Origin of the sequence: Micromonospora sp. NPDC048935 (assembly GCF_043197875.1) — a bacterium.
Taxonomy (GTDB): Bacteria; Actinomycetota; Actinomycetes; order Mycobacteriales; family Micromonosporaceae; genus Micromonospora.
Window position 1 is genome coordinate 540,921 of sequence record NZ_JBICTZ010000003.1, and the last position, 15,395, is coordinate 556,315.

Annotated in this window: 13 protein-coding genes and 1 pseudogene; 8 read left to right on the forward strand and 6 right to left on the reverse strand. The window is 70.3% G+C overall.

Annotation, left to right across the window (positions count from 1 at the left end; all coding sequences use genetic code 11):
* Window positions 1-27: 27 nt before the first annotated feature.
* Window positions 28-411 carry a WhiB family transcriptional regulator gene (locus tag ACGFIW_RS13140; RefSeq protein WP_393313963.1) on the forward strand — a complete coding sequence of 128 codons (384 nt, stop codon included), beginning with the start codon at window positions 28-30 and terminating at the stop codon, window positions 409-411.
* Window positions 412-1,453: 1,042 nt separating this feature from the next.
* Entirely contained in the window at window positions 1,454-2,014 is a 561-nt protein-coding gene (locus ACGFIW_RS13145; RefSeq protein WP_393313966.1) for a hypothetical protein, read from the forward strand.
* A gap of 130 nt (window positions 2,015-2,144) precedes the next feature.
* Here ACGFIW_RS13145 and ACGFIW_RS13150 read toward each other — a convergent pair whose 3' ends face one another.
* From ACGFIW_RS13150 to ACGFIW_RS13160, 3 genes are all read right to left on the reverse strand, one after another.
* Entirely contained in the window at window positions 2,145-3,584 is a 1,440-nt protein-coding gene (locus ACGFIW_RS13150) for an MFS transporter (RefSeq protein WP_393313969.1), read from the reverse strand.
* Between the two features lie 85 nt (window positions 3,585-3,669).
* Window positions 3,670-3,906 carry a hypothetical protein gene (locus ACGFIW_RS13155; protein ID WP_030491902.1) on the reverse strand — a complete coding sequence of 79 codons (237 nt, stop codon included), beginning with the start codon at window positions 3,904-3,906 and terminating at the stop codon, window positions 3,670-3,672.
* A 128-nt stretch (window positions 3,907-4,034) separates the two neighbouring features.
* Window positions 4,035-4,472, reverse strand: a complete 438-nt coding sequence (locus ACGFIW_RS13160) for a hypothetical protein (protein WP_393313972.1) — start codon at window positions 4,470-4,472, stop codon at window positions 4,035-4,037.
* Between the two features lie 90 nt (window positions 4,473-4,562).
* Between ACGFIW_RS13160 and ACGFIW_RS13165 the strand changes: the two genes are divergently transcribed.
* Entirely contained in the window at window positions 4,563-5,723 is a 1,161-nt protein-coding gene (locus ACGFIW_RS13165; RefSeq protein WP_393313974.1) for a geranylgeranyl reductase family protein, read from the forward strand.
* Window positions 5,724-5,807: 84 nt separating this feature from the next.
* Complete coding sequence (locus ACGFIW_RS13170; RefSeq protein ID WP_167362358.1) at window positions 5,808-5,981, forward strand: hypothetical protein; 174 nt, start codon at window positions 5,808-5,810, stop codon at window positions 5,979-5,981.
* 57 nt (window positions 5,982-6,038) lie between these two features.
* Here ACGFIW_RS13170 and ACGFIW_RS13175 read toward each other — a convergent pair whose 3' ends face one another.
* Window positions 6,039-7,829 carry a bifunctional metallophosphatase/5'-nucleotidase gene (locus tag ACGFIW_RS13175; RefSeq protein ID WP_393313977.1) on the reverse strand — a complete coding sequence of 597 codons (1,791 nt, stop codon included), beginning with the start codon at window positions 7,827-7,829 and terminating at the stop codon, window positions 6,039-6,041.
* A 186-nt stretch (window positions 7,830-8,015) separates the two neighbouring features.
* On the opposite strand from ACGFIW_RS13175, the gene ACGFIW_RS13180 reads away from it, so the two are divergent.
* Window positions 8,016-8,918: an SDR family oxidoreductase gene (locus tag ACGFIW_RS13180; protein WP_393313980.1), complete on the forward strand. Its 903-nt coding sequence runs from the start codon at window positions 8,016-8,018 to the stop codon at window positions 8,916-8,918.
* A gap of 169 nt (window positions 8,919-9,087) precedes the next feature.
* Here the strand turns inward: ACGFIW_RS13180 and ACGFIW_RS13185 are convergent, their stop codons facing one another.
* Both ACGFIW_RS13185 and ACGFIW_RS13190 read right to left on the reverse strand, forming a co-directional pair.
* On the reverse strand, window positions 9,088-9,747 hold the full coding sequence (locus ACGFIW_RS13185) for a nucleotidyl transferase AbiEii/AbiGii toxin family protein (RefSeq protein ID WP_393313983.1): 660 nt from the start codon (window positions 9,745-9,747) through the stop codon (window positions 9,088-9,090).
* On the reverse strand, window positions 9,744-10,085 hold the full coding sequence (locus tag ACGFIW_RS13190; RefSeq protein WP_393313986.1) for a hypothetical protein: 342 nt from the start codon (window positions 10,083-10,085) through the stop codon (window positions 9,744-9,746). Before ACGFIW_RS13190 ends, ACGFIW_RS13185 begins: the two co-directional genes overlap by 4 nt.
* Window positions 10,086-10,756: 671 nt before the next feature.
* Here ACGFIW_RS13190 and ACGFIW_RS13195 point away from each other — a divergent pair.
* From ACGFIW_RS13195 to ACGFIW_RS13205, 3 genes and pseudogenes are all read left to right on the forward strand, one after another.
* Window positions 10,757-11,317, forward strand: a complete 561-nt coding sequence (locus tag ACGFIW_RS13195; RefSeq protein ID WP_393313989.1) for a hypothetical protein — start codon at window positions 10,757-10,759, stop codon at window positions 11,315-11,317.
* Window positions 11,318-11,704: 387 nt separating this feature from the next.
* Window positions 11,705-14,977 carry a formate dehydrogenase gene (fdh, locus tag ACGFIW_RS13200; RefSeq protein WP_393313992.1) on the forward strand — a complete coding sequence of 1,091 codons (3,273 nt, stop codon included), beginning with the start codon at window positions 11,705-11,707 and terminating at the stop codon, window positions 14,975-14,977.
* Window positions 14,967-15,395: pseudogene (locus tag ACGFIW_RS13205) on the forward strand (4Fe-4S ferredoxin); the annotation flags it as partial. The gene fdh and the pseudogene ACGFIW_RS13205, both read left to right, overlap by 11 nt.

Below are 15,395 nucleotides of genomic sequence, written 5' to 3' on the forward strand. Positions count from 1 at the left end.
CGGAGCCGCGCGGGAGGAGGGGTGCTGATGTCGAACGTACGTAGACTGCCCGGACCCATCGTCGACCTCTGGGACTGGCAGCGACTCGGTGCCTGCCGAGGTCGGGACAGCGCCCAGTTCTTCCACCCCGACGGCGAGCGAGGCTCCTCCCGACTGCGTCGGGAGTCTTCCGCCAAGTCGGTCTGCCGCGCCTGCCCGGTCCGGGCCGAGTGCGCCGCGCACGCCCTGTCCGTCCGCGAGCCGTACGGCGTATGGGGTGGTTTCAGCGAGTCTGAGCGACTTCGACTGCTCGCCGTCGGCTGGGAGGACCTGGCCGACCGCCGGCACGCCCGGGTCGACGTCGGACGACTGGAAGCCCGACTGGGCCGCCCACACAAGTCGACAGTCCCGGCCCAACGCAACGTCGCCTGACCCCGCACGCCCCCTGACCCTGACCGCACACGTTCCCTGACCGCACACGTTCCCTGACCGCACACGTTCCCTGACCGCACACGTTCCCTGACCGCACACGTTCCCTGACCGCACACGTCCCCGAACCGCGCCCCCGTCCCCGGAGGCGCGGTTTCGTGTCGCATGGCCAGATCCCACAAGCCCCCGCCGTCGCGACCCGACCCCCGACAAGGGCTAGTCGACCGTCGCCGCCGTCGCGATCGGCCCGCCGGCTTGATCGACTCGGGTTCCTTGAAATCGGGGCATCCCGCCCACTCGGACACCCCGATTTTCATGAACCCGAGAGGATCAAGCCGAGTGCCCGGCCCGAAAGGCGAGCGACGACGAGGGATTTGGGACTTTTGCGCGGTATAGGGTGTTCGGACTGGACGCCGAGCCTAGGCTCTGCGCACCATGCGAGATTTGTCCGGTGACCGGTCGCATCCGTGGGCCGGAATCATGGCCGGGCCGGGGTCGTTACACACCCTGACGATCGCAGCACGACCTGCCGCGCCCGACCCGCAAGGGTTGGGAGGCTGGTCCCGCAGGTCGGAATGCCTACCCGGGCCCGGTCGTTACAGTCCCGACGAACGACCGTCGGTACCGCCTTGACGAGGGTGCCGTGCGATGGGCCGACCCGGAATGACCCCCGGCCCCCGGTCGTTACAGTCCCGAGGAGCGACGACCGTCGGCACCGCCTTGACGAGGGTGCCGTGCGATGGGCCAACCCGGAATGACCCCCGGCCCCCGGGTCGTTGCAGTCCCCCCGAACGACCGCCCGGCGACCGCCTCCACGTGGGTGCCGGCAGGTGGGCCCCCGGAATGACCCCGGCCCGCCGGTCGTTACACCGGGACCCGGTGCCCCGAGCCCCGCTCGCAGGCCGCCCGGCCCCGACGCCGACACGGCGTCACCCCCCAAACTTTCCCCCTGTATGTGCAGCGCCGGACGAGGTGCTCACACCCACCGTCACCGTTCCCCCCATCGGTGCGGCCGGGTGGTCCTACCCCCGAAGGAGCTACCCCCATGAACACGATCTTCCGTAAGAGCATGCTGTCCGTTGCTGGTCTCGCGTTCGCCGGTGGTGTGTTCGCCGGCCCGATCGCCGCCCACGCCAACCCCGTCGACGCCAAGCCCGTCGCCGCCGCTGTGCAGAACACCGCGCCGAAGCCGCAGGGCGACCAGTCCCACATCAGCCTCAACGACGAGCAGACCGCCAACGTCAAGGCGATCATCGCCGCCACGAAGAAGGCCGGCCTGCCCGAACGCGCCGCGGTCATCTCGATCGCGACGAGCCTGCAGGAGTCGAAGCTGGAAAACCTCGGCCACCTCGGCGACGCCAACGACCACGACTCGCTGGGCCTGTTCCAGCAGCGTCCGTCCAGTGGTTGGGGCACCCCCGAGCAGATCACCGACCCGGCCTACTCGACGACGGCGTTCCTCAAGGGCCTCAAGCAGGTCGACGGGTGGCAGGACATGCCCCTGACCGAAGCCGCGCAGACCGTGCAGGTCTCCGCCTACCCGGACGCCTACGCCCAGTGGGAGCAGCAGGCCACCGACCTCGTCGCCCAGCACTGGAACAGCTGATACCAGCACACCACCGCACAACAGCACCTCCGCACCACGGCACCAGCACCAGCACCCACCGCACGACACCGACCGCTGGCCGGCACCCCGCAACTCGGGGGTGCCGGCCAGCGGCGTACCCCTGGTGTGGTCAGGTCTTGTGGCGGCGCGTGCGGAGGATGTCGATAAGCGCGCAGATCAGCGCGAGCGCGATGATGCCGGTGGCGAGGACGAGTGACCGTTCGAAGGCGGTGGTCCAGTTGCCGCGGCTGTCGGCCAGCGATGAGAAGAACATCGAGCCGACGGCGGCGATGCCGGCCGCGGCGCCGATCCGCTGACCGGTCTGGAGCATGCCGGCGCCACTGCCCGACTGCGCTACCGGCACCTCGGCGAGGGTGATCGTCTGGTTGGGGGCGATCACGAGTCCACTGCCGATGCCGGCGATGAGCAGTGGACCGGCGGTGACCCAGGGCGCCGGCGCGTCCGGCGCGAGGTGCAAAGCGACCACCGTCGCGGCGAGCCCGACCACGACGGTGAGTAGACCGATGGCGACGAGTGGTCGGCCGATGCGGTTGACGATGCGGCCACCGAGCACGGCGGCGGCGGCCGAGCCCAGGGCGAACGGCGTGATGGCGAGACCCGCGACGAGCGCGCTGTAGCCGAGGCCCATCTGGAGGAACAGGGTGAAGATGAAGAAGATCGCGGTGAAGCCACCGAAGTAGACGAGCGCCAGGAGTGAGCCCAGGGTGTACGACTGGAGGCTGAACAACCCGAGGTCGAACAGCGGCTGGTGGTTGCGTGCGTACCGCCGCTCCCAGAACCCGAAGGCGACAAGCACCGCGAGGCCGGCCGGGATGAGCGCCCATTTCCAGGGGCTGTGCCACTGCTGCTCCTGGACGAGGGGCAGCAGGACCAGGACGACACCGACACCGAGCAGGAGTACGCCGACCGGGTCGAGTCGACGCCAGCCGGGTTGACCCGCGGGACGGCCGGGCAGCAGCCGCCAGCCGAGGATCACCGCGAGGACGCCGACCGGCACGTTGACGAAGAAGACCCAGCGCCACCCGTGTTCCTCGCCGCCGACGGCGATGAGGAGCCCGCCGAGGAGCGGCCCGACGGCGGTGGAGATGCCGATGGTGGCGCCGAGCAGCCCGAACGGGCGCGCTCGCTCCGGCCCTCGGAAGAGTTGCTGGATCAGCCCGATGACCTGCGGGTTGACGATGCCGGCGGCGGCGCCCTGGAGCAGGCGGGCGACGACCAGCCAGGTCGGCGAGGTGGCGAGGCCGGCGAGCGCACTGGTCACGGTGAACAGGGCGATGCCGAAGACGAACGCGTTGCGCCGGCCGCGGGCGTCGCCGAAGCGGCCGGCGGGCACCAGCGCCAGGCCGAAGGTGAGCGCGTACCCGGAGAGGATCCACTGCAGGTCGCTCGACGAGGCGTGCAGCGCCCGGTCGATGGACGGCACCGCGACGTTGACGATGCTCACGTCGAGCAGCGTCATGAACGCGGCGACCAGCCCGACGCCGACCGCCTGCCAGCGTCGTCGGTTCGCGGCCGCGTCCACCGGCTGCGGCGGTTGCGCCGCACTCATCGCGCCCCCCGTTGACAGTCGATCAGACATTGTTGACCGCTACCCGGGTCACCGGGGGGCGAATCGTCCCGGCTGGTTCCGCGCGTCAGGCCATCTGGCGGGCGCAGAACCGGGGACCGAAGTCGAGACCCGCCATCGGCGAGTCCTCGCGGTGCAGCAGGCCCTTCTCGGTGAGCAGGTGCAGGGGGCTGCCCACCTGTTCCTCGGTCAGCCCGGATTCCTCGGCGATCAGGTCCGGGTACGGCACCTGTCCGCGTGCCTCGAGAGTGGTGACCGCCTGGTACACCCGTTGCTCGGCTTCCGACAGTTGCACCTGCTGCATGCTTCCTCCTTCGCTCGTCCGCCGTCGTGCGGCGGTTGCCGTGCGCCGGTTACCCCCTCGTTGACCGAAGATGCACACCCGATCGGGCGGTGCGGATCAGGTGCGGCCAGCGGGCGACGGGGGGCGGCTCAGAGCCGCCACACCACGGTCACCGCTCTGGTGACAGCCGCGCGGGCGGAGCGACCAAGACGTTCACGGGTCCGGCGCGTCGCGGACGCGGTGAGGAACGCGGTCAGCACGACAATGGACACGACGGCCTGAACGGCCACGGCGATACCAGCGAAGCCGCCGGCGGTGATCGCGGTCAGGGCCGGCAGGGTGCCGATCAGCGCCACGTCGAACGCTTGGGCGACCCAGAGTAGCGGTCCGCTCGGTACCACTCCCTGCGGTGTGACGATCAGGGGGTAGTCGTGGCGGACGAACGAGCGACGGCAGGAGCGCAGCGCGCCGGTGGCGAGCGCGGGGCCGGCCGCCGCGCCGAGAGCGGCGCCCCACACCGTGTGCGCACCCGCCGGCCTGACGAGCATCGCCGTGGATCCGGCGCCCCAGACCACCGCGACGCCCACCGGTACGACGGGGATAGCCGTGCGAGAACACGTCGACGGTGCGCGGTCGCGCGGCTCGGTCGGACCCTCGCCATCCCCTAGGCTGCTTCCGTGATCATTTGGGATCTCGTCGTCGTCGGCGCCGGCCCCGCCGGGCTCTCCGCGGCCTACGTCGCTGCTCGCGCGGGTGTCTCCACCCTGGTTGTCGAGCGTGCTGCTCATCCGCGGTACAAGACCTGCGGTGGTGGTCTGATCGGCACCTCACTGGCGGCCGTTGAGGGTCGGATCGAGGTGCCCGCGCACGACCGGGTGGACCGGGTGACGTTCACCCGCGACGGCCGTCGGGAGTTCACCCGGCGCAACGACAGCCCGGTGGTGACGATGGTGCGCCGCGAGGAGTTCGACGACCGGCTGCGCGCGGCGGCGGTGGCCGCCGGCGCGCAGGTGCGGGAGCGGGTCGCGGTCCGCGCGATCGAGCAGGACCCCGAGGGGGTACGCCTGCGGCTGGCCGACGGTACGACGATCGCGGCTCGTGCGGTGATCGGGGCGGACGGTTCGTCGGGGGTGACCGCCCGGCACGTCGGGGTGCGGTACCGGCAGGTGGATCTGGGTCTGGAGTTGGAGATTCCGGTGCCGCCCGCCGAGCGGGAGCGGTGGCGGGGTCGGCTGCTGCTGGACTGGGGTGCCATGCCGGGCTCGTACGCGTGGGTCTTTCCCAAGGGTGACCGGTTGACCGTCGGTGTGATCGCCGGCCGGGGCGCGGGGGAGGGGACCCGGGAGTACCTGCGGCAGTTCGTCGACCGGTTGGGGCTGACCGGGTTGCCGGCCGAGCACGACTCGGGCCACCTGACCCGGTGCCGCACGGACGATTCGCCGTTGCGTCACGGTCGGGTGCTGGTCGTGGGGGATGCGGCGGGGCTGCTGGAGCCGTGGAGCCGGGAGGGCATCAGCTTCGCGTTGCGGTCGGGTGAGTTGGCCGGTGCGGCGGTGGCGGCCAGAGATCTGGCCGGGTACGAGCGGGCGGTGGCCGAGAGTCTGCTGCCGGAGATGCGGGCGGGGTTTCGGCTGCTCGACGTGTTCACCCGCCGTCCGGACGTGTTCCACGCCCTGTTGGCGACCCCGCCGGGCTGGCGGATGTTCGTCCAGTTCTGCCAGGGGCGGGCGAGCTTCGCCGAGATGCTGCGCCGTCGGCCGATCCGGGCGGCCCTCGCGGTGCTCGACCGGTTGTCCCATCCGTCGCGCCAGGCCACCACCGCTCACCCAGGATCCTAGGACGCCTAACAGGGTGTGCGCGCGGCCACTGGTGCCGACCGGCGTGACCGCCGGACAATCACAGCGGAGCAGGAGGAGACGCTGATGACCGAGCAGCCGTTCACCGACGACGAGTACGCGTTTCTGCGCCACGCGCGGTTCGGGGAGTTGCCACCCGCCGTGCGTCCCGACGAGCGGGTGGCCCTGACCGAGACCGATCCGGGGCGCGACCGGCCGGAGGAGTCCGAGGATCCGATCCGCTGGAACGTGCAGGGCTGAGAACGCGCGACGGGCCGCGGGTGTCGCCACCCACGGCCCGTTCGTGCTGCGCTGCGATCAGAAGACGGGCATGCCCTCGCGTACCAGCCGCCAGTTCGGCTGGAAGAAGTCGTCCGGGTTGATCGTCCCCTTGGCCTGCGCCCAGTCGATGAGCAGCTGGCGGATCTCCTGCTGCGCGTTGTAGACCTGGGTCTTCACGATGCCGGGGAAGTTGCCGCCGCCGCTGCGCCGGTAGTTGTTCACCGCCACCACGAACTGCGCGTTGTCCGCCACCGGGGTGTCGGTGCCGGCCAGCACCAGGCGGGTGATCCGCTGCCCGACCGGCTTGGCGATGTCGATGTCGTAGTCCACGCCGGAGAAGACGTCGTAGTTGTAGTCCGGCACGGCCGGGTCACTGATCTGCTCCGGGTCGACCGGGGTGCCCGGGGCGAGGGTGCGGAAGAACTTCGCCGAGTACTCCAGGTACGCCCGCACCTCGGCGCCGCTGAGCACGACCGCCTCAAGGGTGTTGTCGTACACGTAGAGCCCGGCCACGTCGCGGATCTTCACGTCGCCGGCGGGGAAGACCGCGGTGCGGCTGAACGGCGCCGCGATCGACAGCACCGGCAGGTCCGCGTACGCGGTGCCGGCCAGCGCCGCGCCCACCACCTCGGTCTGCACGTGGTTGATGAAGTCCAGGATCGGTGTGTCCTGGTAGCGCGACTGCGCCGCCGACAGCTCCACGGTGGACTGCGCGACGACCTGGTTGACGTACGCGATGGTCTTCTGGTGTTGGGTCCGCACGGCGGCGAGCACCTTCGGGTCCTCGACCACCGTGTTGGTGTTGAGCATGGTGGCGGCCTTCTTGGTGATCGTCCAGCGGCCCCGCTCCCGGGTGAGGGTGAAGTCCATCCGGGTCAGCCGCTGGCCCCACTTCGACGGCTCGGAGAGCAGCACCTGCGCGCCGGTCTGCTCGTTGGTGACGAACCGTTCGACCACCTCGTTGTGCGCGTGACCGAAGAGGATCGCGTCGATCCCCGGCACCTGCTGGGCGATCAGTGCCACCGGGTTCTCGTTCGGCAGCTCGGGGCCGTAGCTGGAGGTGCCGCTGTCACCGCCGTGCGCGGAGATCAGCACGACGTCCGCGCCGCGCGCCCGCATGATCGGCACCCACTTCGCGGCGGTCGCGATCATGTCGTCGAAGCGCAGCTTGCCCTCGACGTTGCCCCTGTCCCAGATGGCCACGCCGGGGTTGGTCAGCCCCAGGATGCCGACCCGCAGGGTCGGCGCGGCGAGACCGAGGGAGACCTTCTTGATGACGTACGGCAGGAAGGCCGGCTTGCCGGTCTTCGCGTTGACGGCGTTCGCGGCGAGCGCCGGAAAGCCGAGCTGGCGGATCCACAGGTCCAGCAACGGTAGCCCGTAGTTGAACTCGTGATTGCCCAGGGTCACCGCGTCGTAGTCGATGACGTTCATGGCGCGGGCCATCGGGTGCTTCTCCCCGGTGGCGGTGATCGGCTCCTGCTTGGCGTAGTACGTCGCGAGGGGCGTGCCCTGGATCGTGTCGCCGGCGTCGAGCACCAGCGTCGCCCTGCCGCGCCGCTCTCGGCGGATCTGGTTGATCAGGGTGGCCAACTTCGCGACGCCGATGTCGTTGTGCTTGCTGTCGTCGTACTCGGCGTCCCGGTAGTAGTCCCAGTTGTGGACGTTGCCGTGCGTGTCCGACGTGCCCAGGAGGGTGAGGTCCCAGGTGCGTGGCCGGGGCCTGCCGGCCGCCTGCGCGGGCGCTGCGGCGATCAGCGGAGCGGTCGCCGCGGCAGCGGCGGCGACCAGCACCTGACGACGCGACGGGCCGGAGGGAGAGGTCATGACGTGCCTTTCCGTGGGGGTGGACGCGCTTCGTGGGCGCCTCGCGCACCATAACCAGCGGTGGCACCTCCCGCCACGCCAGCCCCGGCCGTTTCTGCGGTTTCCGCATGCCACGGTGGGGTAGGGCGATCCGGGACGACATTCGTGGGAGAGCGCCGCCTCCCGCGCGCACCGAGGAGTTGTTCAGTGAGCGAGGACCAGCACACCCAGCAGGATCCGACCAGCCAGTACGGTCAGCAGTCCGGTCAGCCCGCACAGCAGCAGTCACCGCCCGGCTCGACCGGGGACATGTTCCCGAAACCCGACCACGGGGAGGAGTCGTACCGGGGCAGCGGCAAGCTGGACGGCAAGCGGGCGCTGATCACCGGAGGTGACTCCGGGATCGGCCGGGCCATCGCGATCGCGTACGCCCGGGAGGGCGCCGACGTGCTTATCTCGTATCTGAGCGAGGAGGAGGACGACGACGCCCGGGAGACGATCCGGCTGGTCGAGGCCGCCGGCCGGCGGGGCGTCGCGGTCCGTGGCGACATCACCGACGAGGCGCACTGCCAGGAGCTGGTCGACCGGACCGTGCGGGACCTGGGCGGCATCGACATCCTGGTGAACAACGCGGCGTACCAGATGTCGCAGGACAAGGGGATCCTCGGGATCAGCACCGAGCAGTTCGACCGGGTGTTCAAGACCAACCTGTATGCGATGTTCTGGCTCTGCAAGGCCGCCATCCCGCACCTGCCCGAGGGGTCGGCGATCATCAACACGGCGTCGATCCAGGCATTCGACCCGTCGCCGCAACTGCTCGACTACGCCACCACCAAGGCGGGGATCGCCAACTTCACCAAGGCTCTCGCCGCCGACCTGGCCGAGCAGGGCATCCGGGTCAACGCGGTCGCTCCCGGCCCGGTCTGGACGCCGCTGATTCCGGCCACCATGCCGCAGGAGAAGGTGAAGCAGTTCGGCACCGACACCCCGGAGGGTCGCCCCGGCCAGCCGGCGGAGCTGGCTCCGGCGTACGTCTTCTTCGCCTCGCAGGAGTCCAGCTACGTCACCGGCGAGATCCTGGGGGTCACGGGCGGTCGACCGACCAAGTGATCCGCCGTCGGGGCGGGCGCCGCTCGGCTGCCCGCCCCGAGGCGGCTCGTCCGGTCGCCGCCGGGCTGGGGCTGGGGAGTTCTTGCGTGCTTCGTCGCCGTCGGCGCGGCCACGGGGCGAACTGGTTGGTCCGGGGCGTCGTTGCGTGAGGTGACGAGCGGGGGTCGCGTCAGCGCGGCCAGGTGGCGAAACGCTGCCGAACCTGGGCGATGTCGGCTGCGCTCAGGCCGTAACGGCCGAAGCGCTGCTCGGACAGCCGGTCCAGGTAGCGGCCGGCGGCGCGCACGTCGTCCGGGTCCAGTGCGGGGTCGACCTGCCGTGCCAGGACCAGCAGCTCGGTCACGTCGTAGTGGTCGAGGGCCGCCGCCACGTCGATGAAGTCGCGGACCTCCCGCCGGTTGACCAACGCCGCGATCTTGTTGGCCACCAGGTCGCGGACGTCCATCACCGGGCCGAGGTCCATCACCACCGGGCTCTGTTGGCGGTCCAACCGGGCGAGGCTGAGCCGGATCTGTCGTCCGTCGCGGCTCACCACGAAGTCCTTCATGTCCTGGTCGTACCCGTCGAACAGCTCGGCGAGGTCGCTGTCCGGGTCGGCGTCGGTGACGGTGAAGCCGGCGTGTTCCAGTGCCGTCCGCACCCCGGCGGACGCTGCCGCGGCGGCGCCCTCCACGTCGGCGAAGAGGTCGACGTCCTCCGTCGGGCGGGCGACCAACCCGTGCGCGGCCCAGGCCACCCCACCGCCGAGGACGAACCGGTACGGTCCGGCGGCGGTCAGCGCCACCCGCGCGACCTCCCGGTAGAACTCGTGCAGGTGCGACCCGATCACGCCGCGCGCAGGCCGGGGTGTCGGCTTTCCCACGCCTGGCGGACGCCCCGAGGCAGGTTGAGCAGTCGCCACACCCGGCGCAGCGTCCGCCCGTTGATCAGCGCCCGCAGATCCTCGGCCCGGGTGGTCTCGCGCAGCACGTTCTCGTACATCCAGAGCAGTTGGTCGGGGTCGCCGAGGTCGAAGGTGCGCTCGGCGTTCCACATCAACCGCACGGGCAGTTCCACGACACCCCGGGTCGGGCCGGCCAGCTCGGCGAGCGTGCGCGCCACCACGGCCGGGCGACCCGGGCGGGCCAGGAAGGCCACGCCGGTCGGGGTGGGGGAGACGGCCTGCATGGTGTCAGGGTAACGCCCACCAGGCCGGGTGTCGCTCAGGTCGATCCCAGCGCGCTGCTCCAGGCGCGCTGGCCTGACCCTCATCACCTCCAATTTTGTCCGGTTTGCGCGTAGTGGTGCGCTCGGCCGGTTCGTGATCGACTCGGGTTCCTTGATGTCGGGGTGTCCGGGCGCCCGGGATGCCCCGACTTCCGTGAACCGGAGTGGATCACGCGGGTGAGGGGCGATTCGACGCCTTGGACGCGGCGCTGGATGGGTCGTTTGTCCGTCGGTGGGTGTTTGTGGGGTGTGGCCGGGCGCACCCGTGGGCCGGAATCATGGCCGGGCCGGAGTCGTTACATACCCTGACGATCGCAGTACCACGGGCCCGACACCGGACCCCTGAGGGCTGGTCGCGCAGGTGGGAATGCGGGACCGCGCCCGGTCGTTGCAGTCCCCACGAACGACCGCAGGCACCGCCACGATGAGGGTGCCGGCAGGTGGGCCATCCCCCGGAATGACCTCGGCCCCCCGGTCGTTACACAGGGACCCGGCGCCCCGAGCCCCCGCTCGCAGGCCGTCGACCCCGAAGACTTTCCCCCTTTGTTTGTGCAGCGCCGGACGAGGTGCTCACACCCTGCCGCCGCCCCCCTTTGGCGGTCGGGTGTCCTACCCCCGAAGGAGCTACCCCCATGAACACGATCATGCGTAAGAGTGTGCTGTCCGTTGCTGGTCTCGCGTTCGCCGGTGGTGTGTTCGCCGGCCCGATCGCCGCCCACGCCAACCCCGTCGACGCCAAGCCCGTCGCCGCCGCTGTGCAGAGCACCGCGCCGAAGCCGCAGGGCGACCAGGCCCACATCAGCCTCAACGACGAGCAGACCGCCAACGCCAAGGCGATCATCGCCGCCACGAAGAAGGCCGGCCTGCCCGAACGCGCCGCGGTCATCTCGATCGCGACGAGCCTGCAGGAGTCGAAGCTGGAAAACCTGGGCCACCTGGGCGACGCCAACGACCACGACTCGCTGGGCCTGTTCCAGCAGCGCCCGTCCAGCGGTTGGGGCACCCCGGAACAGATCACCGACCCGGCCTACTCGACGACGGCGTTCCTCAAGGGCCTGCGCCAGGTGGACGGCTGGCAGGACATGCCGCTGACCCAGGCCGCGCAGACCGTCCAGGTCTCCGCCTACCCCGACGCCTACGCCCAGTGGGAGCAGCAGGCCACCGACCTCGTCGCCCAGCACTGGAACAGCTGACCCACCACGGCACCACCAGCACACCACCGGACGACCGACCGATGGCCGGCACCCCAACACGGGGCGCCGGCCATCGGCATGTCCGCACCCCGCCACACCCGACTGGTCCGGCATGGGCGGGTGCGGGAACACGGGCGGGTTCCGGCTGGTTGTGGACCGTGTCGGTGTGACTCAGTGTCCCCGGGCCTCACCTAATATCGCCTTCGCGGAATACCGTTCGGCTGGAGCCGCGTCGTGCCACTCGCCGAGAGGCGACCTGCACACCGACACCAGCGCCGCCCCCGGCCCACCGGCCGGGGGCGGCGCTGTCTGTCTGCCCCCGCTCGCGAACATGTCTCGGTTGACCTATGTTCATGGGGTCGCTCGCGTGGGAGGGGGTGTCGGGGCATGGGTCTGCGGACCTTTATCGAGGGTTGGCCGGTCTACCGCCAACTCACCGGCACCGACCCGTTGGGTCGGGGTGCGGCGGCGAAGTCCGACGGTTCGCGTGCGTTGACCGCCCGTACCGAGGACGCCGACTCGGTGGCCCGTTCGATCTGCCCGTACTGCGCGGTGGGGTGTGGTCAGCGGGTGTTCGTCAGGGACGGGCAGGTCAGCCAGATCGAGGGCGATCCGGACAGCCCGATCTCGCGGGGTCGGCTCTGCCCGAAGGGCTCGGCCAGTAAGAGTCTGGTGACCAGTCCGCTGCGGCAGACGACGATCCGCTACCGGCGTCCGTACTCGACGCAGTGGGAGGATCTGGAGCTCGACACCGCCCTCGACATGATCGCCGATCGGATGCTCGCGGCTCGTGAGCAGACCTGGGAGGACGTCGACACGCAGGGTCGACCGCTCAACCGGACGCTTGGTTTCTCCAGTCTGGGTGGGGCGACGCTGGACAACGAGGAGAACTACCTCATCAAGAAGTTGTTCACCGCGATGGGGGCGCTCCAGATCGAGAACCAGGCCCGTATTTGACACTCCGCCACCGTCCCCGGTCTGGGGGCCAGCTTCGGTCGTGGCGGTGCGACGGATTTCCAGCAGGACATCGCCAACGCTGACGTGATCGTCATCCAGGGTTCCAACATGGCTGAGGCGCACCCGGTGGGCTTCCAGTGGGTGATGGAGGCCAGGCGTCGGGGCGCGAAGGTGTTCCACGTCGACCCCCGGTTCACCCGGACCAGCGCGGTGGCCGATGCGTACCTGCCGATCCGGGCCGGCACCGACATCGCGCTGCTCGGCGGCGTGGTGCGCTACATCCTGGACAACGAGTTGGACTTCCGGGAGTACGTGCTGTCGTACACGAACGCGGCGACCATCGTCAGCGAGGAGTTCAGCGACACCGAGGACGGCGACGGCTTCTTCTCCGGCTTCGACCCGGAGACCGGCAGCTACGTGCAGGACAGCTGGCAGTACGCGGGGCACGAGGGTTCGTCCGGCAGCGGGCACACCGCCCAGGAGCGCGACAGCGCCGCGGGGCTGACGCACGAGTCGCACGGCGCGCAGGTGGGCGGGCAGACCGAACGCGACGAGACGTTGCGGCATCCGCGCTGCGTCTACCAGATCCTCAAGCGACACTTCGCCCGCTACACCCCGGAGATGGTGGAACAGGTCTGCGGGATCCCGCGGGAGCAGTTCCTGGAGTTGGCACAGGCGTGGACCCGCAACTCCGGCCGCGACCGCACCGGCATGCTGATCTACTCGGTGGGGTGGACGCAGCACAGCGTGGGTGTGCAGTACATCCGCACCGGCGCGATCATCCAACTGTTGCTGGGCAACATGGGCCGTCCGGGCGGGGGCGTGATGGCTCTGCGGGGGCACGCCAGCATCCAGGGTTCGACGGACATTCCGACGTTGTTCAACCTGCTGCCGGGCTATCTGCCGATGCCGCACCACGCGGAGCATCCGACCTTCGACGAGTGGGTGGACAGCATCCGGCACCCGGGGCAGAAGGGTTTCTGGGGCAACGCGCGGTCGTTCGCGGCCAGCCTGCTCAAGGCGTACTGGGGTGACGCGGCGACGCCGGAGAACGACTTCTGCTACGGCTACCTGCCCCGGCTGACCGGTGACCACGGCACCTACCAGCAGGTGCTCAACATGATCGACGGGAAGATCAAGGGCTACTTCCTGCTGGGGCAGAACCCGGCTGTCGGTTCGGCGCACGGCCGGGCGCAGCGTCTCGGCATGGCCAACCTGGACTGGCTGGTGGTCCGCGACCTGTTCATGATCGAGAGTGCCACGTTCTGGCAGAACGGTCCCGAGGTGGCCACCGGCGAGATCGTGCCCGAAAAGTGCCGCACCGAGGTGTTCTTCCTGCCGGCGGCCTCGCACGTGGAGAAGGAGGGCACGTTCACCCAGACGCAGCGGCTGTTGCAGTGGCGGGAGAAGGCCGTCGAGCCGCCGGGTGACGCCCGCTCCGAGCTGTGGTTCTTCTACCATTTGGGCCGCAGGCTGCGGGAGAAGCTGGCCGACTCGAAGCTGCCGCGCGACCGGGCGCTGCTCGACCTCACCTGGGACTATCCCACGCACGGTCCGCACGAGGAGCCGAGCGCCGAGGCGGTGCTGCGCGAGATCAACGGGTACGACGTGGCGACCGGCCGCCCGCTGTCCGGCTTCGCCGAGGCCCGCGCGGACGGTTCCACCGCGATCGGCTGCTGGATCTACAGCGGGGTGTACGCGGACGGGGTGAACCAGGCGGCCCGGCGCAAGTCCCGACACGAGCAGGACTGGGTGGCCGCCGAGTGGGGTTGGGCGTGGCCGGCGAACCGGCGGATCCTCTACAACCGTGCGTCCGCCGACCCGGACGGCAACCCGTGGAGTGAGCGCAAACGCTACGTGTGGTGGGACGCGGAGAAGGGCGAGTGGACCGGTTACGACGTGCCGGACTTCGAGAAGACCAAACCACCGTCGTACCGGCCGCCACCCGGTGCGTCCGGGACGGAGGGCATCGCCGGTGACGACCCGTTCGTCATGCAGGGCGACGGCAAGGGCTGGCTGTACGCGCCCAGCGGTGTGCTGGACGGTCCGCTGCCGACCCATTACGAGCCGGTGGAGTCACCGGTGCGCAACCCGCTCTACCGGCAGCAGGCGAACCCGACCCGCAAGATGTACGCGCACCCGGTGAACTCGGTGAACCCGAGCCCGCCGCAGGAGCACAGTCAGGTGTTCCCGTACGTGTTCACGGTCAGCCGGCTCACCGAGCACCACACCGCCGGCGCGATGAGCCGGACCGTGTCGCCCCTCGCGGAGCTGCAACCGGAGATGTTCGTCGAGGTGTCCCCGGCCCTGGCCGGCGAGGTCGGGCTGACGCACCTGGGTTGGGCGCACCTGGTCAGCGGTCGTGCGGTGATCGAGGCGAGGGTGTTGGTGACCGATCGGCTGACGCCGTTGCGGGTGGACGGTCGGATCATCCACCAGGTGTGGTTGCCGTACCACTTCGGTTTCGAGGGTCTGGTCACCGGCGACTCGGCGAACGACCTGTTCGGCATCAGCCTGGACCCGAACGTGCTGATCCAGGAGAGCAAGGTCGGCACCTGCGACGTGCGGCCGGGCCGGCGGCCCATCGGGCCGGCGCTGCTCGACCTGGTGGCCGACTACCAGCGGCGCGCCGGGATCACCCCGGGCCAGCACGCGCCGGCCGTGACCACCGACGACGAGGGGAAGGAGCACGGTGCTTCCTGACCCGCACAGCCTGTACGGCCCGCTGGACCCGGCACCCGAGGCCGGCTACGAGGACGCGCCGCCCCGGATGGGGTTCTTCACCGACACCACCGTCTGTATCGGCTGCAAGGCCTGTGAGGTCGCCTGCAAGGAGTGGAACGGTGTCCCGGAGAGCGGTCTGGACCTGCTCGGCATGTCGTACGACAACACCGGCGCGTTGACCGCGAACTCGTGGCGGCACGTCGCGTTCGTCGAGCAGCCCCGCCCGGCCGGGCAGCGCGCCGTGGACGTCCTGGGCGCCCCGGTCGACGCCAACCCGGCCCGGCCGGTCGACGCGGGCCCGCAGTTCCTGGGGATGCCGGGTGCGCAGCCGCCGGGGCGGGGTACCGGTGTCGAGGAGCGCACGGATTTCCGGTGGTTGATGATGTCGGACGTCTGT

What these genes read in the sequence shown, in the direction of transcription:
- ACGFIW_RS13140 (WP_393313963.1), top strand. Translation starts at nt 28, where the DNA reads ATGTCGAACGTACGTAGACTGCCCGGACCCATCGTCGACCTCTGGGAC.
- ACGFIW_RS13145 (WP_393313966.1), top strand. Translation starts at nt 1,454, where the DNA reads ATGAACACGATCTTCCGTAAGAGCATGCTGTCCGTTGCTGGTCTCGCG.
- ACGFIW_RS13150 (WP_393313969.1), bottom strand. Translation starts at nt 3,584, where the DNA reads ATGAGTGCGGCGCAACCGCCGCAGCCGGTGGACGCGGCCGCGAACCGA.
- ACGFIW_RS13155 (WP_030491902.1), bottom strand. Translation starts at nt 3,906, where the DNA reads ATGCAGCAGGTGCAACTGTCGGAAGCCGAGCAACGGGTGTACCAGGCG.
- ACGFIW_RS13170 (WP_167362358.1), top strand. Translation starts at nt 5,808, where the DNA reads ATGACCGAGCAGCCGTTCACCGACGACGAGTACGCGTTTCTGCGCCAC.
- ACGFIW_RS13175 (WP_393313977.1), bottom strand. Translation starts at nt 7,829, where the DNA reads ATGACCTCTCCCTCCGGCCCGTCGCGTCGTCAGGTGCTGGTCGCCGCC.
- ACGFIW_RS13190 (WP_393313986.1), bottom strand. Translation starts at nt 10,085, where the DNA reads ATGCAGGCCGTCTCCCCCACCCCGACCGGCGTGGCCTTCCTGGCCCGC.
- ACGFIW_RS13195 (WP_393313989.1), top strand. Translation starts at nt 10,757, where the DNA reads ATGAACACGATCATGCGTAAGAGTGTGCTGTCCGTTGCTGGTCTCGCG.